The following is a 17,586-nucleotide window of genomic DNA, read 5'->3' as shown; positions in this document are numbered from 1 at the left end:
GTATGAAAAATCTGAGTCTGAAAGCAAAACTGTGGCTGGTGCTGGCGGTCATGTGGCTGGGATTGCTGCTGCTGGCCGGCTGGTCTGCCTTGAATACCCGCGACACCATGATGAAGGAGCGCGAGGCGGGGTTGAAGAATGTGGTGGAAACCGTGGCCGGCATCGTCAAAGGTTATGCCGACGATGTCGCCGCCGGCCGGCTCAGCCTGGCGGATGCGCAAAGCCAGGCCCTGCAGCGCATCGGCACCATGCGCTATGCGCAGGACAACTACGTGTTTGTCTTCGATTCGCAGCCGGTGGTGCTGATGCACCCGACCAGCAAGGATATCGTCAACAAGAACGTCGGCGAGCGCAAGGATACCGACGGCAAGCTGTATTACGTGGAAATGGTCAAGCTGGGCAAGCAGCAACAGCAAGGCATCGTCCACTACATGGGCCGCTTGCCGGGCACCACCGACACCCGCGCCGAAAAAATCAGCCAGGTGAATTATTTCGCGCCGTGGGACTGGTTCCTGGTGTCCGGCGTGTTCGTCAATGATGTGCAGGCCGCGTTTTACGACAACCTGCTCAGGCAGCTGCTGATCATGTTTGTGATCGGCGTGACGGTGTCGGCGACCATGCTGTTGATCATCCGCAGCGTGACGCGCAGCTTGGGCGGAGAACCCAGCTATGCCGCTGCCATCGCCGCCAGGATCGCCGGCGGCGAACTGGATGTGACGGTAGTGGTCGACGGCAAGGACAAGTCCAGCCTGCTGCACGCGATGCGGCAGATGCAGCAGCAGCTGGCGGCGGCCATCACCGAAATCCGCGAGGGCACGCACAATATCGGCGCCTCGATCAAGGAAATCTCGGCCGGCAACAGCGACCTGTCGGCGCGCACCGAGCAGCAGGCGGCGTCGCTGCAGCAGACCGCGGCCAGCATGGAGCAGCTGACCGCCACCGTGCGGCAGAATGCCGACAACGCCCGCCAGGCGGGCAACCTGGCGCAGAGCGCTTCCGATATCGCCGCCAAGGGTGGCGAGGTGGTCGGACAGGTGGTGCATACCATGCAAGGCATTACCGACAGCTCCCGGCGCATCGCCGACATCATCGGCGTGATCGACGGCATTGCGTTCCAGACCAATATCCTGGCGCTGAACGCGGCGGTGGAGGCGGCCCGCGCCGGCGAACAGGGGCGCGGTTTTGCGGTGGTCGCGGCCGAGGTGCGCAACCTGGCGCAGCGCAGCGCCCAGGCAGCGAAGGAAATCAAGGAACTGATCGGCGATTCTGTCGACAAGGTGGACGGCGGCTCCGAACTGGTGGCCAGGGCTGGCCAGACCATGGATGAAATCGTGCAGGCGGTCAAGCGCGTGACCGACATCATGGCGGAAGTCACGGTGGCTTCGGAAGAACAAAGCAGTGGCATCGAACAGGTCAACCAGGCCGTGACGCAGATGGACCAAGTCACGCAGCAGAATGCCGCGCTGGTGGAGCAGGTAGCGGCAGCGGCCGGTTCGCTGGAAGGACAGGCGCAGCGCCTGCAGGATGCGGTGTCGGTATTCCATGTAGCCGAGCAACAGCGCAGCAGCGTGCCGTCGACCCCTGCCAAACGCGCAGAGCCGGTGCTGGGCGCCAGGCCGGCGCCGGTGAAACGCTCGTCGCCTCCGGTCTTGAAGACGGTCGCCGCCACCAAGACTCGCGCCGTCGCGGGCAAGCCCGCATCCGTCAATGTGCAGCAAACGCCGTGGAAAGCGCCCGCGGTCAAGCTGGCCGCATCCAACGCGGATGACTGGGAGACGTTTTAAGGCGGTCGGCGAGATGCGGTCGGCTAGATGCGGTCGGCGAGACGCGGTCGGCCCTGAATCGGCTGGATGAAAGAAACGGCGCATGGCAGCAGTCAAGAGGTATACTCGGGAACTATCGAAGATGTCCGTTTGCGGTGACCGCAAACGGGCGATGCAGATGATGTTTTGCCAAACATCGTGATCTGCTCCCTGCCTACCTACACTGATCGAGACCAATCCATGCGCTTGAATTTCACCACCGTCGAATTGCCTTCGGCCGACCATCCCGCAGGCGCCTTATGACGGCAAGCGAACAGCCTATGATCCATTGGATCGAGGAAGAGCAGCCGCGCTCAGCGCGCTGGCGCTCGGAAAACGGCAACGCCGCACCGAAACGGGTCGTGATTGCCGACGACCGGATGACCGCCGACACCGCTTACCGCCTGGCTTGCGAAGGCACCGGCATGCTCTGGCGCGGCGATTTCCAGAACGCCCGCCAGTTGCTGCAAGCGCTGGCGCGGCGCGCCGAACCGAAGCCTGACAAGCGCGGCAAGCCGCGCAAGCAGCCGGTTTCGCCGGTCGACGCCTTCAACCTGCACCGCCAGGCCCAATCGCAGCGGGCGCGCACCCTGGGCATGCTGTTGCTGCCGTTCGACGCCGACTACAGCATTCCCTTGCGCCGCGCACCCGATGTGCAGCTCGCCTGCAACGAAGCGTATGGCGCGCCGGCAGAGCCGTTCGTGGCGTCGCTGCGCGAATTGCTGGGGCTGATCGGCGCCCACGAGTGGCGCAAGAAGGGTGTCGAGATTGCCGCGCTGGGTGAACGCATCCATCCGCACTACGGCGTGTATTCGCCGGTGCGCGGCGAATATATCGGGCTGGCGGCGGCGGCGCCGTTGCCGTCCACCAAGCTGGCTTTTGATATCGGCACCGGCACCGGCGTGCTGGCGGCGTTATTGGCTAAACGCGGCGTGGAACGCGTCGTGGCCACCGACATGGACCCGCGCGCCCTGCGTTGCGCGCGCGAGAACCTGGTGCGGCTGGAGCTGGACGGCCAGGTAACGCTGCTGCAGGCTGACTTGTTTCCTGAAGGCCGGGCGCCGCTGGTGATCTGCAATCCGCCCTGGATTCCGGCGCGGCCCAGCTCGCCCATCGAACATGCGGTGTACGATCCTGAGAGCCGCATGCTGCGCGGATTCCTGGGCGGCCTGGCGCAACATCTGGAGCCGGGCGGCGAGGGCTGGCTGATCCTGTCCGACCTGGCTGAACACCTGGGCTTGCGCCCGCGCGCCGAGCTGCTGGCGGCGATCGAGGCAGCGGGCCTGAAAGTGCTGGGGAAAACCGATATCCGGCCGCAGCATCCGAAGGCCAGCGACGAAACCGATCCGTTGCACGCCGCGCGCGCCGCCGAGCTGACTTCCTTGTGGCGATTGGCGGCAGCTTGAACAGGGCGGATTGAAGAAGATTCGCTTTTTATTGCACCTTGGAAAATATTTGTTGTAAATTCGCCGGTTTTTGTGGATATGACCGGCGATTTGTTGTTACCCAATGTTAACGATTGTGAAATATATAAGTTTGGCATTGCTGCAATTAAGCTCCAAATCTAGGCTATCTCTGTTCATCTGACGGCAAAACGGTGAATGCAGGGTCGCGTGCCTTGTCCTGCAACCGATGCAGGCAGTCATCGCGGTATCTCGGGATAACACTGGAAGTGGACGAAATGAACAAGAGCAAGGGTAGGCAGCTTCCGCCAGATCCGCTATTGCCTTTGGACGAATCCGAGCTCGGGCTTGACGATCTGTTCGTGGCCAGCGCCAGGCAAGACCTGGCCAGCATCGAGCAAGCGCTGGCAAGCGGCGACTACTGTGCCATGCAGCAGACGGTGCACCGGCTGAAGGGAGCGGCCATGATTTTCCGCATGACAGCGATGGTCGACGCCACGCTGCATATCGAAGCCGTCCTGAATACGGGACTGGCCGTCGATCATGCACAGCTGGCTGCGGCCTGCCTCGCCTTGCGTCGCCAGGTTGAACTGCTTTAGGGCCTGATAACATTTGATTTGGGAGATGCGTTCCCACCAAAACGTGTGCTGGCAAGGCGCGTGGCGTAGCTGGGGCTGGTGCCCCAGCAAGCCATGCAACGCAGCCAGCGCACGTTTTGGTGGGAACCCTCCGGGAACGGCTGCAGGCGTCACATGCCGTTGTTGTAACTCCTTGCCGTAGCACCGCTACGTCGCGTCGTTACGCCTAGGCCTGTAACGCCTGCCGCGCGTTCGCACTCCCAAATCAAATGTTAACAGGCCCTAGCAGCATCGCTATCCTCTAAAACGGCTATAGTCTCTATATCAAATCCCAACTTGATATGGAGAGCTCATGGCGTCTGTACATCTACAAAGCAGCACTGGCTATGTCCAGCAAATCCAGGCCCGGTCGCACCAGCTGCAGGCCGATGAACCGCTCGACAACGGCGGTACCGACAGCGGCCCGGCGCCCTATGAACTGCTGCTGGCCGGACTGGCAGCCTGCACCTCCCTGACTTTGCGCATGTACGCCGACCGCAAACAGTGGGAGCTCGGCCTGATCGATGTGCGGCTGCGCTTTTCGCGCGACGAGCAAGGACGGGAAAGGATCGATCGCACGGTCGCCTTTGGCGCCTCGCTCAGCCCGGAACAGATCGGCCGGCTGGGGGAAATCTGCGAGAAGACGCCGGTCACCAAGACCATCAGGCAAGGTACGGAAATCCTGACCACCTTGAATCCGGCTCGGCTTGAGCCGCACGCTTGACCCATCCTGAGGAGAAACGCATGTCAAAGATCGTCGGAGTGGCCGGCAGCCTGCGCAGCGGTTCGCTGAACGCTGCCTTGCTGCGTGCGGCAGCCGAGCTGATGCCGGCCGGTTCGGCGCTGGAGATCGGCACCATCAAAGGGATTCCGCTGTATGACGCCGACCTGGAACAGGCCGAGGGCATCCCGCCGGCGGTGGCGCTGCTGAAAGAACAGATCGCGGTGGCCGATGCGCTGCTGCTGGTGACGCCGGAATACAATAATTCGATGCCGGGCGTGTTCAAGAACGCGCTCGACTGGCTGTCCCGGCCGCCGGCCGACAGCGCCCGCATTTTTCGCGGCCGCCGGGTAGCGGTGATCGGCGCTTCGCCTGGCGGCTTCGGCACCGTCCTGTCGCAGAACGCCTGGCTGCCGGTATTGCGCACGCTGGGCATGCAGCCTTGGTTCGGCGGCCGGCTGATGGTGTCGCACGCCGGCAAGGCATTTAACGAAAACGGTGAGCTGGTCGATGAGCAGGTGCGCGAACAGCTCAGGGAATTCAACCGGAATTTTGTCGAGTTTCTGAAAAACTGAAATGAAATTCAAAGACTATTACAGCGCCCTTGGCGTCGAACGCACGGCCAGCGCCGCCGAAATCAAGCAGGCTTATCGCAAGCTGGCGCACAAATACCATCCGGATGTCTCCAAGGATCCGGCCGGGGAAGAAAAATTCAAGGATATCGCGGAAGCATATTCGACTCTGAAGGATACGGAAAAGCGCGCCGCCTACGACCAGCTGGGCAGCCACCAGCCCGGTGAAAACGTTGAGCCGCCGCATGCCTGGCAGCAGGGATTCAGCGATGGCGGAACTTCCTTTGGCGATGTCGACATGGCCGACATCCTGGCCGCTTTTGCCGCCTCGCGCCAGGGCGGCCGGCCGCGGCCGAGCAGGGGCGAGGACTATGAAGTCAATACCCCCATCACGCTGGAGCAGATTTACGACGGCGGTGAAACCGATGTCCGGCTGAGCATGCCTGAATACGATGAGCACGGCAAATTGCACCGGGTGCCGCGCACCTTCCGGGTCCGCATACCGAAAGGCGCGGAAGACGGCCAGCGCCTGCGCTTGTCAGGCAAGGGCGGGCAGGGCCGCGACGGCGGCAAGCATGGCGACCTGTATGTGATGATGAAGCTGATCCCGCATCCCCTGTACCGGGTTACCGGCAAGGACCTGTATTTCGATTTGCCGCTGACGCCGTGGGAAGCCGTGCTGGGCGCGGTAGTGCAGGTGCCGACGCTTGGCGGCAAGGTGGAATTGAATGTTCCCGCCGGTACCGCCGCCAACCGCCAGTTCCGCCTGGCCAAGCGCGGCCTGCCGTCCGCCAGCGGCGAATCGGGCAACCTGTATGCGGTGGTAAGGATAGAAGTGCCGCCGGCGCCCGCCGCGCGCGAGCGCGAACTGTTCGAACAGCTTGCTGCCGAATCGACATTCAATCCGCGCCAGCATCTTAATTAGGAGGGACGCCAATGACTGCTCTGCTAGTAGAAGCCGTTTGGTTAAACGACATTGCGTTGTGTTCGCTGGATGAGCTGGCGGAATTTTCCGGCCTTAGCCACGACGAGCTGGCCGAACTGGTGGCGATCGGCGCCATCGAACCGGACCGGGATTCCGCTCCGGCTTACGTGTTCCGCGCGCAGACCATCGTGCTGGCCAGGACGGCGCGCCGCCTGCGCGACGATTTCGAGCTCGATACGCACGGCGTAGCGATGGCGCTCAATCTATTGCAAAGGATACATGCGCTGGAAGCGCGGCTGGCGGCAATGGATGCCAAGCTGCCGCATCTGAGTTAGCGCATCAGGCGCATGCGGCGGATTTTCCGTGCGGTGTGCCCGTGCAATAGTGTTGATCTTTTTTTGTCATAAATACATCGCCATTTCATTACTTGATGTCGCGGGCGATGCCGAGATGATGCCGCATCAGGGCGGACGCCCATTCCCGGTTGCCGTTTTCCAGCGCCTGGATGATTTGCAGATGTTCCTTGCATGAATCGATCTGGCGTGGATTGCGCTGAAATGCGATATGTTCGCTGACGCGCCGGAGCTGGTTTTGCTGCTGCACCGCCTGCAGCACGAAACGGTTGTTGGAGAAACGCGCCAGCATTTCGTGGAAAGCGGCGTTGAGAGCAAAAAATGCGCTGGCCGAATAATCGGCCGGCGCCTTCTGCAATAATTTTTCATGCGCCAGGCGGCTGTTCTGCAGCTGGGCGGCGTCAACCTTGAACGTGCTCTCCAGCAGCCCGCCGCACTCCACCATGATCCGGAACTGGTAGCTCTCGGCCATCAGTTCCGGCGAGCCTATCGTCGACGGGAAGTTCCAGCCCTGGCCGCGGCGTTTCTCGATCAGGCCGTCAGCCGCCATGCGCACCAGGGTTCCCCTCAACAGGCTGCGCGGCACCGCGTAGCGCTCCAGGAAATCCGTCTCGGTCATGGTGTCCGGCAGCAGGTTGCTGGCGCGGTCGTCGATCAGGCGCAGATACAGGGTGTCGCCGCTGATGCCGCCGACCACCATTTCCGCGGCCGTTTCGGGCCGGGCGTTGCTGCTGACGAAGTAGCCGCTGTTGACGTGATACTCCAGCAGCTCTTGCTCCGCAACCAGGCGCAACGCCGCCTTGACAGGCGTCCGCGAGACGTCGAACTGGCTGGCCAGGCCTTCTTCGGTGAGATGGGTTCCGGCCGGCAGTTCGCCGGTCGTGATCTGCTGGATCAGCCGGTTTGCCAGGTCGAGCTGCAATGGGCTGGGACGGCTGGGTTTTGTCGTTTTGCTCATTCTGTGCCGCGGTTAGGTTTACATTCGCTCAATGTTAAATGATTAATATCATATGAGTAAACTGCAGGGCAAGCGACATATACGCATGCAACGGATAAGATTAATCTTAAAAGGTAACATTGAATTGATTTTATCAAAAAGTTAATACAATATACTTTGAAATTGTCGATTAAACAATTTTGGAGGTTTGTATATGGACGGCAAGGCGATCCCGATTGAGCCCTTCCCGCAGGTAGATACCTGCGGCTCGCCCTATCAGCGCGGCCGGCAGCACGGCGCGGCGGTGCCCGAGCGCATCGCGCGCAGCGCCAGCCTGTATCGCCGGCAACTGGCGCGGCACAACGTCTGCGCCGAACGCCAGAACGTGCTGGCGCTGGGAATGCTGCCGGCAATCGAGCGCTTCGATCGCGACTACCTGGAGGAAATGCAAGGCATTGCCGATGGCGCCGGAGTGCCGCTGGAGGACGTCATCCTCATCAACTGCCGTACCGAACTGTTGTTTGGTCAAGGCGAGCTATCGGCGATATGCCAGGAGCTGGACGACCGCTGCGCCAGCCTGGCGGTATTGCCGGAAAATGCAGAAAGCGGGCGCCTGATGCACGCCCACAGTTCGGACTGGCGGGAAGAGTGCCTAGATACCGGCATCGTCTTGCGGATCAGGCGTGGCGGCAGCCAGGACGAGCCCGACCTGCTCATGTTTACCGGTGCCGGCAGCCTGGCGCGGCACGGCTTCAACAGTGCCGGTGTGTCCCTGACGGGCGGTTTCCTGGGCTCCGACCGCGATTACCGCCTGATGGCCGGCGTGCCGCTGGTGCTGGTGCGGCGCAAGATGCTGGAAGCGCCCAGCATGGGCGCGGCCATGAAACTGCTTTGGCAGACGCGCCGCTTTTGTTCCGGGAACCTGATGCTGGCCCAGGCCCGGGTCAGCGCCGACAGCCAGCATGTCGGCGATGCGGTCAGTCTGGAATGCGCGCCGGATGAAATTTTCTGGCTGACGCCGCAGCACGGCTTGCTGGTCCATGCCAATCACTGGCTGTGCCCGGTTGCGCGCAGCAGGCTGAACGGGCAGGGGCTGGCCGTCAACCCGGATTCCTTATATCGCCAGCAGCGGGTGGAGACGACGCTGCTGCAAGCCATCAACCAAGGCCCGGGAAAAATCAGCTGGGCAATGGCAAAGAAGGTGCTGGCGGACGATTTCCCCGATCTCGGCGGCGCTTTTCGCAAACCCGATGGTGAAAATGCCGATGCCCGGCCCGCCACAGCCGTGACGACCCTGATCGACGCCGCCGGCGGCGCCATGTGGATAGCGCGCAAACCACATCAGCCGCACGCTTTCGTCGAATACCGCTTATAGCCAGACGCGGCCGGTCGGCCGGCGTAGCGGCGTCAGTATTCCTTGATGGCCTCAACGCTGACATGCAGCGTCACCGCATCGCTGACAAAGGGGACATAGCGTCCAAGCTTGTAGTCGCTGCGCAGGATCTTGGCGGAGCCGTTGGCGCCGCAGGCTTGTTTGCCGTAAATGAGCATGAAGCGGCAATTGAAATTGCTGATCTCCAGCGTTACCGGATGCGTGATGCCCTTGATCGTCAGGTCGCCCTCGATTTGCGTCAGCTGCTGTTCTTCAAAATGCAGGCTGGACGATGTGAAGCTGATCTTGGGATAGTTGGCGGCGTCGAAGAAATCGCCTGAGCGCATGATCTGGTTGAAGCCGTCGCTGCCGGTGCTGACCGAGGCCGCGTCGATCTCGATGTCTATGCTGCCGCTGTGGCTGGCCAGGTCGATTTCAATCGAACCGGAAGTACGGTCGAAGCGGCTGCGCTGCGTCGACAAGCCCCAGTGGCTGTACTCGAAATAGGAAAAAGTATGCTCGGGGTCGATCAGGTAGCGATCGGCGGCGCTGCACACGCCGGCGCTGAATGCCAGCGGCAGCAGCGCAGCGCGCAGCAGCAGCCGGGTGGCGGGCAGGATTGCAGATGGTTTTGCGATGGACGGCGTCATGGTCTTGGGTAAATGGTCAGTGGCTACAGGCATCATGCATCAGTCGATATCGATACGCTACAGCTTCGTGGCTATTCTTGTCTGAAAGCATTTAAAATGCCACTCTGCAACTGCGGCTGCAATTTGAGAATGCAGCGATATCCTATGCAGTTGATTGCGTTTTAACCATCACAACTTACACCGGAGCGTCAGACATCATGTATGAACTGTATATCGCCAATAAAAACTATTCTTCCTGGTCGCTGCGTCCATGGGTGCTGATGCGCGAGCTTGGTTTGGCGTTCAAGGAACACGTGGTGCCGTTTGCCGATGGACTTCCCGGCTCCAACTGGGATACGTTCCGCAGTTTTTCGCCGACCGGCAAAGTGCCGGCGCTGAACGACGGCGGCACGGTTGTCTGGGATTCGCTCGGGATAGTCGAATACCTGGCCGAGCGCCATGAAGGCGTTTGGCCCAGCAATCCGCAAGCCAGGAGCTGGGCGCGCTGCGCCGCCGCCGAGATGCATTCCGGTTTCGGCGCCTTGCGTGAACACTGCACGATGAACTGCGGCATCCGGGTGCGCATTGAGCATTCGCCGGAAGCGCTCAAGTCGGATATCGCGCGGCTGGATGAATTGTGGAACGAGGGCCTGGAGCGTTTCGGCGGGCCGTTCCTGGCGGGGGCGAATTTCAGCGCTGTCGACGCCTTCTTTGCGCCGGTGGCTTTCCGCATCCAGACTTACAACCTCAAGCTAGGCCCCGCAGCGCATGCTTATGCAGTGCGTCTGCTCGATTTGCCGGCGATGCGGCAATGGCAGGCAGAGGCTTTGGCGGAATCGTGGCGCGAACCTGGCCATGAAGCCGAAGCCAAGGCGGCAGGGACCATCCTGGAGGATCTGCGCAGCGCACCTTCAAAGTGAAGCCGAACGGCGTAGCGTGCCATAATATCGCGCATGTTTACGCGTAACGACGACAAGCTGCTGCATATCACCGATTCACTCGCGATTCCGCTCAGTGAGGTCGAGATCAGCGCCGTCCGCGCCCAGGGCCCGGGCGGCCAGAATGTGAACAAGGTCTCGTCGGCGATACATCTGCGGTTCGACATCCGCGCATCGTCGCTGCCGGAGTTCTACCAGGAAAAGCTGCTGGCACTGAACGACCAGCGGATTACCAAGGACGGCGTGCTGGTCCTCAAGGCGCAACAGTCGCGCAGCCAGGAAAAGAACAAGGGCGAAGCCCTGTTGCGCCTGCAGGAGCTGCTGCTGAGCGTGACCGTGATTCCCAAGAAGCGGCGGCCAACCGCGCCCAGCCGCAGTTCCCAGCTCAAGCGGGTCGACAGCAAGACCCGGCGCGGCAAGGACAAAGCCATGCGCGGCAAGGTCGATCTTTGATCCTTATGCCGGCATCAGGCGCAGGCGGGTAATTTCAGATGGCGCAAACAGCCGCTTTGGCGGCCCCCAGTAGCCGGTGCCGCGGCTGGTATACACCCACAGGTTGCGCAAGCGGTTGAGGCCGGCCGTATAAGGCTGCTGCAAAGGCACGAACAGATTCCAGGGGAAGAACTGGCCGCCATGGGTATGGCCGGACAACTGCAGGTCAAAGCCGGCATCGGCGGCCGCGGCCGCCGAACGCGGCTGATGCGCCAGCAGCAGTTTCAGCGCCACGCCGGGCGGACTGCCGGCCAGCGCCGCATGCGGATCGCTGCGTTCGGCTTCGTCAAAGTGATGGGCGCTGTAGTCGGTGACGCCGGCCACCAGCAGCGATGCGCCCTGGTGCCGGATGACGACGTGCTGGTTCATGAGCACGGTCAGTCCAAGCCGGCGCACCTCTGCCACCCATTCCGGCGCGTTCGAATAATACTCGTGGTTGCCGGTGACGAAGTAGGCGCCGTGGCGAGAGCGCAGCTTGGCCAGCGGCGCCGTGTGCGCCGACAGTTCCCGCACGCTGCCGTCGACCAGGTCGCCGGTGACCGCGATCAGGTCCGGCTGGAGGGCGTTGACCTTGCCGACGATGGCGTCCAGGTAATTGTGCTTGATGGTCGGGCCGACATGGATGTCGCTGATCTGCACGATGCTGTAGCCGTGCAAGGCGGCCGGCAAGCCGCTGATCGGAATGTCGACATCGACTACCGCCGCCAGGCGGCGCGCATTGAAAAACCCAACCAGGCTTGAAACCGCGGCCAGCGCCAGCACGGCAAGCGCGCTCCAGAATGCGAATTGTTCGTGGTCCAGCTTGAACAGGGGCGACAGCCACAAGCCCAGTTCGCGCAGCAGGGTTGCCAGCAGCAGCGATGAAAAGATCCCCATGGCCAGCATGCCGCCCCACGCCAGCCGGTCGGACAGCGGCTGGCTTCGTATGCCCCTGGCCAGCATGCCGGCGGGGATCAGTAAAAACGATAGCAGCAGCCAGCCGCCTAGCAATACTTGCAAGAACGGGATGGCGGACAGCGCCGGCATCAGGAGCAAGCCGATCAGCGCATGCAGCACGCCCAGCAAGAACAGAACAAGCACGATGGCGAAGCGCGATGGCATGGGGAAACCTGTGAGAAAAATGAATGGGGGGCAACGAGCGGTGACTTGCTTGCTGTCCATATTAGGGCGCGGGCGCCGGCTTCAATAGGCGGGAGCTTATATAAAGCGCGAGATGTATTCGGGAAGCAGCCGGCTTATTCCAATATAATCGGGCAATTCATTCTTTAACAATCACCAATATTTGGTGCTTTTCCGTTAGTTATGCCCCTTTTGAAGCGAAATCCTGTCATTTCCCGCCTGTTTTGTACTGTCTGTTTAGCTGGGCTGCTGTCGGGGCTTGCGTATGCGGGACCGGCATCGGCCGCCGCGGCCGTTGCCGATAGCGCCAGCCCGGCCCGGCCGCGCATCGGCCTGGTGCTGTCCGGCGGCGGCGCCCGCGGTTATGCCCACCTGGGCGTGCTGCAGGCGCTGGAAAAAATGCATATTCCTATTGATTATGTTGCCGCCACAAGCATGGGGGCGGTGGTCGGCGGCTTGTATGCGAGCGGGCTGTCGGTCGATGAACTGGACCGCATCCTGACCGAGACCAACCTGAGCGATATTGCGTTTGACCGCAATGAACGCGCGGACCTGCCGCAATCCCAGCGCGAGGACGATTATCAATATCCTATCGGCCTGTCGGCCGGCTACGGCGACGGCAAGCTGAAGCTGCCGGCCGGCCTGGTGCAGGGTAATAACCTGCTGGCGCTGCTGCAGAACTGGACCCCGCAGCTGCCGGCGAATATTTCGTTCGACAAGCTGCCGACGCCGTTCCGTGCCGTGGCGACCGATCTCGGCAGCGGCGCTGAAGTGATCCTGAGCCAGGGTTCGCTGCCGCGCGCAATCCGCGCCAGCATGGCGGTGCCGGGCCTGTTCGCGCCGCTCAAGCTGGATGGCCGCACGCTGGTGGATGGCGGCCTGGTGGGCAATTTGCCGATATCGCTGGCGCGCAGCATGGGCGCCGACATCATCATCGCGGTCAATATCGCCACCGACCTGCAAGATCCTTCCACCCTCGAATCGCCGACCGCGGTGGCGCAGCAGATGGTGACCATCCTGATCCAGCAGAACGTCAAGCATGAGATCGACACACTCAAGAAACAAGATGTGCTGATCGAACCGAACCTGGGCGACCTGTCGTTTGCCGATTTTTCGCGCGGCAAGGATGGCGTCAAGGCCGGCTACGATGCGGCCGAGCGGCAAAGCGCCAAGCTGGCCGCGCTGGCGCTGCCGCCGCAGCAATGGAAAGAATATCTTGCGGCGCGCAGCGGCGGCGGTCCGGTGCTGGCGCAAGATACCCATATCGATGCGATTGAAATCCATAGCAACGGTCGGGTGCCGACGGCGGTGGTGCGCCGGGCGCTGGAAGTCAAGGAAGGGGATTTCTACAATCCGGTGGCGCTGAACAAGGATGTGGCGCGGCTGGCGACCAACGGCGATTTCAAAAGCGTGACGCAGGAACTGGTGAGCGAGAACGGCCGCAACGTGCTGAAAGTGGATGCCGATGCAAAATCTTGGGGGCCGCACTTCCTGCTGTTCGGTTTGGGCGTGTCGAACAATTTTGACGGACGCGGCGACTTCAACCTGCAGATCGGCCATCGCTTGCCGTGGCTGACCGAAAGCGGCCTGGAGTGGCGCAACGATGCCGTGCTGGGCAGCAAGCAGGCAAGCCTGCACACAGAACTGCGGCAACCTATATGGAATACGGTGGGCCTGTATGTCGCTCCGTACGCTGAATACGGACGCCGTCACATCGACCTTTATGCGGATGAAGGCGCGGTCACTTCAAAAACTGTTCCGGTGACTGCCTACCGGGTTGATACAACCAGGGTCGGCGTCGACCTTGGCATCCCGGTCGGACGGCTGGGAGAGTTTCGCGCCGGCGTGAATTATCAGTGGCTGTCTGCCGCTCCTGCATATAACCTGCCGGTCGAATTTGCACATCTGATCGGTGTCGACTCCATTTTCGATAAATTTCAGATAAACCAGCCGGTGGTCCGTGCTCAGCTCACTATCGACCAGCTCGATGACCCGCTGTTTCCGCGCAAAGGTTACTACCTGTCCGCAGTCAGCAATGTCGGATTCGGCGGCGCCGCGAACAGTTATAGCGATGCGCAGGGCAAGGCATTGTGGGCGGCCAGCCGCGGCCGCAATACGCTGAACCTGGCGCTGGAGGCGGCCGGCACCTATGGCAACGAGACGAACGACGCTACCGGCAACGGCGGCCTCGGTTTTTCATTGGGAGGTTTTCAACACCTGTCGGCCTACGCTCCAGACCAGTTCAACGGCAACTACCTGCTGTATGGCCGGTTGACCTACCTGCGGGACATGCCCGAACTGAACCTGCCTGGCCTACGCAATACCGTGCTCGGCAGCAGCCTGGAAATGGGCGACATCTGGCAGACGCGCGAGGCGTTCGGCACCGGATCCTACAAGAAAAGCGCGAGCATGTTCCTGGGCGGCAGCAGCTTCCTTGGCCCCCTGTATTTCGGCGCCGCAATCGCGCCGCGCGGCGTCTGGAACCTGTACCTGCAACTGGGTCGCGTATTCTAGGACCGCCGGCGCATGGCGCGCATCAAGCCTTGTCGGCGCCGCGCACCCGCCGCGGCGGCACCGGCGGGTAGCCGAAAAATTCCAGCACGCTGTTGGTGACCTGTTCCCGGTCATTGTCGATACAAATCATGTGGTAGCTGTTTTCCAGCACCACCACGCGTACATCCGGCAGCGCCGCCTGCAGGAATTCAGCCGATTTCAGGCTGGTCAGTTCATCTTCGCGCGCATGCACCACCAGCGTCGGACAGGTAATCCGCTGCGCCCCGGCCAATACCTTCTTGCGCAGGCGGTCGACCTGGCGGATGCAAGCCAGCGGCACCCAGCGATAATGGAAATTGTCGCCGCGCGCAAACTTGGCCTTGACGATGGCACGCACCGTGGCGTTCTTGATGCCGAACGGTTCGTCTTCTTCCACTTTCATCCTGCTGGCCATGCCGGGAATGCAGTACACCAGGTGCCGCAGCTGGCGGTACCAGGGAGTTGACCAGCCATCGATGAAGACCGGCGGCGCCAGGGTCACCAGCTTGCCCTTGCTGTGCTGCACCCGTTCGCACAAGGCCAGCGCCAGCAGCGAACCCAGGCACATGCCCATTACATGGAAGGTGTCGTATTGCGGCGCCAGCTCGCGGTAGCTGGCGGTGACCGTATCCAGCCAATCCTCGTAGCTGACCGGCACCAGGTCTTCCGGCTGGCTGCCGTGGCCGGGCAGCGTGACGGCGTGGGTTTCCACGCCGGCGCGCTGCAGCACCTTGTGCATCGAGCCAAGGTCGAATTGGGTGCCGCCCAGGCCGTGAATCAGCAGGGCGCCGGTGCGAACACTCATATGACAACCGGCCCTTGGCCCCGTTGCCGCGCGTCCTCCTTGAGGTGGAGGCGCCAGGCGCCGGCCACCATCGCGACCGATTCGTCGGCATCCAGCAGCACTGCGCTCATGTCGCTCACATGGCTGACTTCTCCCGCCGGCAGCAGCAGGCGGAAAGCGAGGTCGGGGCGGGCGTCGTCGTCACTGTCGTCCAGCCAGCGGCTGCGCAATTGCTGGCGGTCGTCGGGATGGACATGCGCCAGCACCTGGTCGAGGTCGCTGAAAGCGGCGTTGCCGATGCCCAGCAATCCTTGCAGGTCGCCGTTCCAGCATAGTTTTTTGCTGTGCGGATCGATGCTGTAGACCAGTTGCCGGCTGACGGTCAGCGCCAGTTCGACGTCGCTTTTCCATTGCGCGGCGTCTTCGTGCAATTGTTCGCGGGTAGTCTTGAGGGCGCTGATCAGCAGGCAGAGCAGGGCGGCGACGGCAAGGTACAGCTGGGCCTCCAGCAGCGAATGCTTGGAATAGGTATCGGCAAATGCTGCGAACGGTCCTTCGCCCTGCACCGTGTTGAGCAAGGCAAAGAAAGCCAGCATGGCAACCGCCAGCGAGCCGCCGCGGCCGCCCCACAGCAAGGTGACTACGGCAGCGAAAAACAGCGGGATGTAGGTCAGCGCAAAATTGACGCCGGCCGAAAATCTGCTGATGCTGGTGCCGTCGAAAATCACGAAAGCCGTTACCCCCAGGGCCAGGAATGCCGCCAATCCCAGCAGGAAATCGCTGCGGTCCATGCCGCCCGAACGCATGGCATGGAAACGCGACCAGCCGGCCAGCACCGGCGTGACGATCAGGATGCCGACCAGGTCGGACGCGGCCCAGACGCGCGCCGTGGGCCAGAACGGCGCGTGCTGCACCAGCGTGAACCAGGCTGCGCCGATCGCGGCGCTGACCGCGCTGCAGGCGACGCCGGCGATCAGCAGGCCGCGTACGAAATACAAACCTTCCATCGGCAGCTGCGCCTTGCGCACCAGCGCCACCACGATCGCGGCGATGCCGATTTCATCCAGGGCGAACAGCGCCACGCGCAGCAGGTTGCGTTCTTCGATAACGCCCAGCAGCAGCTGCGCCAGTGCGAAACCTATCAGCAAAGGCAGCCAGCGCGAAGTCGGGGTCAGCATGAATGCAGCGACGGTGACGCCGGCCGGCAGCCAGATATAGCCGGTGGTCGCAATCGGGCCGTTGAGCTGATGCGACATGTAGCCGGTGACCAGGTAGAGCAAGCCCCACAGCAATGCTATGACAGTCTGGTTGGTCAGTTTCACGATGGATATCCTTATGGCGTTGACGTTCTTGCGATCTGAAAAACACGGCGGGCAAGAGGTCGCTCATTATATGGTGAATCTGGAAAGAATTTGGTCGAAGGCAAGAGCCGGAGCGCGGCTGTCAAGATTGACAGTTACGCGACGGCAGGGCTTGGTCAGAGAATCGATCGGCTGGCGGCCTTTCCTCTTACCTGAAGCCTTACATCTCTGGAGGTCCGATGAAAAAAGCATTGTTTTGCTCGTCCCGGTTCACTTTATTGCTGGCGCTGACGACGCCGCTGCTGGCACAGGCGCACGGCTACATCGATGCGCCCAAATCGCGCGCGTTCATGTGCAAGACGCAAGAGAATGCTGCTTGCGGCGCGGTGCAATATGAACCGCAGAGCGTCGAAGGACCAAAGGGATTCCCGGCCGCGGGGCCGGCTGACGGCGTTATCGCGGCCGCCAGCCTGCCGCAGTTTGCGGAGCTGAACATGCAAACCCAGGGGCGTTGGAAAAAAGTGGCGTTGAAGGCTGGGCAGAATGAATTCAGCTGGTATTTTGCCGCCGGCCACATGACGCAGGACTGGCGCTACTACATCACCAGGCAAGGCTGGAACCCGAACCAGAAGCTGAGCCGCGATTCTTTCGAGCTGCAGCCGTTCTGCATCATCAAGGGCGGCTTCGCGCCGGCCAGCAATACCCACGTGAAGCACAGTTGCACCATTCCGGCGGGCCGCAGCGGCTACCACGTGATCTTGAGCACGTGGAATATCGCCGATACCGGCAATGCCTTCTATCAGGTGATCGATGCCGAAATCCCGGCCGCAGCCGCGGTGAATCCGCAGAAAGTGCTGCTCAATCCGTTCAAGTAAAACAAAGAGGGCGGCAGCGCCGCCCGTTTCAAACCCGGGTTGGAACAGCCATGGCGAGTCGATGCCCGCTCGGGACTCGTCGCGCCTGGACTAAGGCAATTTGCTGATAATATGCATCGTGTTTGCGTTGATGGCGCGCCGCGATGCCCGGCCAATGCTGATATCCACCAAGTACCCGGATCAGCTCGGTGAAATACTGGGAATTTTGCGGAGA

At 61.8% G+C, this 17,586-nt stretch carries 17 protein-coding genes; 12 read left to right on the top strand and 5 right to left on the bottom strand.

The window, feature by feature from the left end; translation table 11 throughout:
* Nucleotides 1–2: 2 nt before the first annotated feature.
* The 7 genes from V8G57_RS04765 (at nt 3) to V8G57_RS04735 (ending at nt 6,375) form a co-directional block, all read left to right on the top strand.
* Nucleotides 3–1,784: a methyl-accepting chemotaxis protein gene (locus V8G57_RS04765; protein ID WP_342828400.1), complete on the top strand. Its 1,782-nt coding sequence runs from the start codon at nt 3–5 to the stop codon at nt 1,782–1,784.
* A gap of 299 nt (nt 1,785–2,083) precedes the next feature.
* Complete coding sequence (locus V8G57_RS04760; protein ID WP_342828399.1) at nt 2,084–3,208, top strand: methyltransferase; 1,125 nt, start codon at nt 2,084–2,086, stop codon at nt 3,206–3,208.
* A gap of 275 nt (nt 3,209–3,483) precedes the next feature.
* Nucleotides 3,484–3,804 carry an Hpt domain-containing protein gene (locus tag V8G57_RS04755; RefSeq protein ID WP_092393729.1) on the top strand — a complete coding sequence of 107 codons (321 nt, stop codon included), beginning with the start codon at nt 3,484–3,486 and terminating at the stop codon, nt 3,802–3,804.
* A gap of 331 nt (nt 3,805–4,135) precedes the next feature.
* A complete protein-coding gene (locus V8G57_RS04750; protein ID WP_092393726.1) occupies nt 4,136–4,546 on the top strand; it encodes an OsmC family protein in 411 nt (136 codons plus the stop codon).
* 20 nt (nt 4,547–4,566) lie between these two features.
* The gene (locus V8G57_RS04745) at nt 4,567–5,118 is read left to right on the top strand and encodes an NADPH-dependent FMN reductase (RefSeq protein ID WP_092393723.1); all 552 of its coding nucleotides are present in this window, start codon (nt 4,567–4,569) and stop codon (nt 5,116–5,118) included.
* A 1-nt stretch (nt 5,119) separates the two neighbouring features.
* Nucleotides 5,120–6,040: a DnaJ C-terminal domain-containing protein gene (locus tag V8G57_RS04740; protein ID WP_092393720.1), complete on the top strand. Its 921-nt coding sequence runs from the start codon at nt 5,120–5,122 to the stop codon at nt 6,038–6,040.
* 11 nt (nt 6,041–6,051) lie between these two features.
* On the top strand, nt 6,052–6,375 hold the full coding sequence (locus V8G57_RS04735; RefSeq protein WP_092393717.1) for a chaperone modulator CbpM: 324 nt from the start codon (nt 6,052–6,054) through the stop codon (nt 6,373–6,375).
* Between the two features lie 88 nt (nt 6,376–6,463).
* On the opposite strand, the gene V8G57_RS04730 is transcribed toward V8G57_RS04735, so the two are convergent.
* A complete protein-coding gene (locus V8G57_RS04730) occupies nt 6,464–7,351 on the bottom strand; it encodes a GntR family transcriptional regulator (RefSeq protein WP_342828395.1) in 888 nt (295 codons plus the stop codon).
* A gap of 193 nt (nt 7,352–7,544) precedes the next feature.
* Between V8G57_RS04730 and V8G57_RS04725 the strand changes: the two genes are divergently transcribed.
* Nucleotides 7,545–8,705 carry a C45 family autoproteolytic acyltransferase/hydrolase gene (locus tag V8G57_RS04725; protein WP_342828393.1) on the top strand — a complete coding sequence of 387 codons (1,161 nt, stop codon included), beginning with the start codon at nt 7,545–7,547 and terminating at the stop codon, nt 8,703–8,705.
* Between the two features lie 32 nt (nt 8,706–8,737).
* Here V8G57_RS04725 and V8G57_RS04720 read toward each other — a convergent pair whose 3' ends face one another.
* Nucleotides 8,738–9,388 carry a YceI family protein gene (locus V8G57_RS04720; RefSeq protein ID WP_342828391.1) on the bottom strand — a complete coding sequence of 217 codons (651 nt, stop codon included), beginning with the start codon at nt 9,386–9,388 and terminating at the stop codon, nt 8,738–8,740.
* 161 nt (nt 9,389–9,549) lie between these two features.
* On the opposite strand from V8G57_RS04720, the gene V8G57_RS04715 reads away from it, so the two are divergent.
* Entirely contained in the window at nt 9,550–10,251 is a 702-nt protein-coding gene (locus tag V8G57_RS04715) for a glutathione S-transferase family protein (protein ID WP_342828390.1), read from the top strand.
* Between the two features lie 33 nt (nt 10,252–10,284).
* Nucleotides 10,285–10,722, top strand: a complete 438-nt coding sequence (gene arfB, locus V8G57_RS04710; protein ID WP_425458228.1) for an alternative ribosome rescue aminoacyl-tRNA hydrolase ArfB — start codon at nt 10,285–10,287, stop codon at nt 10,720–10,722.
* Between the two features lie 3 nt (nt 10,723–10,725).
* On the opposite strand, the gene V8G57_RS04705 is transcribed toward arfB, so the two are convergent.
* The gene (locus V8G57_RS04705) at nt 10,726–11,862 is read right to left on the bottom strand and encodes a metallophosphoesterase (RefSeq protein ID WP_342828388.1); all 1,137 of its coding nucleotides are present in this window, start codon (nt 11,860–11,862) and stop codon (nt 10,726–10,728) included.
* A gap of 201 nt (nt 11,863–12,063) precedes the next feature.
* On the opposite strand from V8G57_RS04705, the gene V8G57_RS04700 reads away from it, so the two are divergent.
* Nucleotides 12,064–14,394: a patatin-like phospholipase family protein gene (locus tag V8G57_RS04700; protein ID WP_092393702.1), complete on the top strand. Its 2,331-nt coding sequence runs from the start codon at nt 12,064–12,066 to the stop codon at nt 14,392–14,394.
* 22 nt (nt 14,395–14,416) lie between these two features.
* Here V8G57_RS04700 and V8G57_RS04695 read toward each other — a convergent pair whose 3' ends face one another.
* Together V8G57_RS04695 and V8G57_RS04690 are read right to left on the bottom strand one after the other, a co-directional pair.
* Nucleotides 14,417–15,217, bottom strand: a complete 801-nt coding sequence (locus V8G57_RS04695) for an alpha/beta hydrolase (RefSeq protein WP_092393699.1) — start codon at nt 15,215–15,217, stop codon at nt 14,417–14,419.
* Entirely contained in the window at nt 15,214–16,518 is a 1,305-nt protein-coding gene (locus tag V8G57_RS04690; RefSeq protein WP_342828387.1) for an MASE1 domain-containing protein, read from the bottom strand. The genes V8G57_RS04695 and V8G57_RS04690 overlap by 4 nt, the downstream gene beginning before the upstream one ends.
* Before the next feature lie 218 nt (nt 16,519–16,736).
* On the opposite strand from V8G57_RS04690, the gene V8G57_RS04685 reads away from it, so the two are divergent.
* Complete coding sequence (locus V8G57_RS04685) at nt 16,737–17,372, top strand: lytic polysaccharide monooxygenase (RefSeq protein ID WP_342828386.1); 636 nt, start codon at nt 16,737–16,739, stop codon at nt 17,370–17,372.
* Nucleotides 17,373–17,586 lie beyond the last annotated feature (214 nt).

The sequence above is a fragment of the Collimonas rhizosphaerae genome (genome assembly GCF_038896935.1).
Classification (GTDB): domain Bacteria; phylum Pseudomonadota; class Gammaproteobacteria; order Burkholderiales; family Burkholderiaceae_D; genus Collimonas; species Collimonas rhizosphaerae.
The sequence above is the reverse complement of the archived record's forward strand: the minus strand, read 5'-3'. Positions and strand labels throughout refer to the sequence as shown.

Bases quoted from the DNA above. Each gene is read 5' to 3' on its own strand.
- V8G57_RS04765 (WP_342828400.1), top strand. From the start codon at position 3: ATGAAAAATCTGAGTCTGAAAGCAAAACTGTGGCTGGTGCTGGCGGTC.
- V8G57_RS04760 (WP_342828399.1), top strand. From the start codon at position 2,084: ATGATCCATTGGATCGAGGAAGAGCAGCCGCGCTCAGCGCGCTGGCGC.
- V8G57_RS04755 (WP_092393729.1), top strand. From the start codon at position 3,484: ATGAACAAGAGCAAGGGTAGGCAGCTTCCGCCAGATCCGCTATTGCCT.
- V8G57_RS04750 (WP_092393726.1), top strand. From the start codon at position 4,136: ATGGCGTCTGTACATCTACAAAGCAGCACTGGCTATGTCCAGCAAATC.
- V8G57_RS04745 (WP_092393723.1), top strand. From the start codon at position 4,567: ATGTCAAAGATCGTCGGAGTGGCCGGCAGCCTGCGCAGCGGTTCGCTG.
- V8G57_RS04740 (WP_092393720.1), top strand. From the start codon at position 5,120: ATGAAATTCAAAGACTATTACAGCGCCCTTGGCGTCGAACGCACGGCC.
- V8G57_RS04735 (WP_092393717.1), top strand. From the start codon at position 6,052: ATGACTGCTCTGCTAGTAGAAGCCGTTTGGTTAAACGACATTGCGTTG.
- V8G57_RS04730 (WP_342828395.1), bottom strand. From the start codon at position 7,351: ATGAGCAAAACGACAAAACCCAGCCGTCCCAGCCCATTGCAGCTCGAC.
- V8G57_RS04725 (WP_342828393.1), top strand. From the start codon at position 7,545: ATGGACGGCAAGGCGATCCCGATTGAGCCCTTCCCGCAGGTAGATACC.
- V8G57_RS04720 (WP_342828391.1), bottom strand. From the start codon at position 9,388: ATGATGCCTGTAGCCACTGACCATTTACCCAAGACCATGACGCCGTCC.
- V8G57_RS04715 (WP_342828390.1), top strand. From the start codon at position 9,550: ATGTATGAACTGTATATCGCCAATAAAAACTATTCTTCCTGGTCGCTG.
- arfB (WP_425458228.1), top strand. From the start codon at position 10,285: ATGTTTACGCGTAACGACGACAAGCTGCTGCATATCACCGATTCACTC.
- V8G57_RS04705 (WP_342828388.1), bottom strand. From the start codon at position 11,862: ATGCCATCGCGCTTCGCCATCGTGCTTGTTCTGTTCTTGCTGGGCGTG.
- V8G57_RS04700 (WP_092393702.1), top strand. From the start codon at position 12,064: ATGCCCCTTTTGAAGCGAAATCCTGTCATTTCCCGCCTGTTTTGTACT.
- V8G57_RS04695 (WP_092393699.1), bottom strand. From the start codon at position 15,217: ATGAGTGTTCGCACCGGCGCCCTGCTGATTCACGGCCTGGGCGGCACC.
- V8G57_RS04685 (WP_342828386.1), top strand. From the start codon at position 16,737: ATGAAAAAAGCATTGTTTTGCTCGTCCCGGTTCACTTTATTGCTGGCG.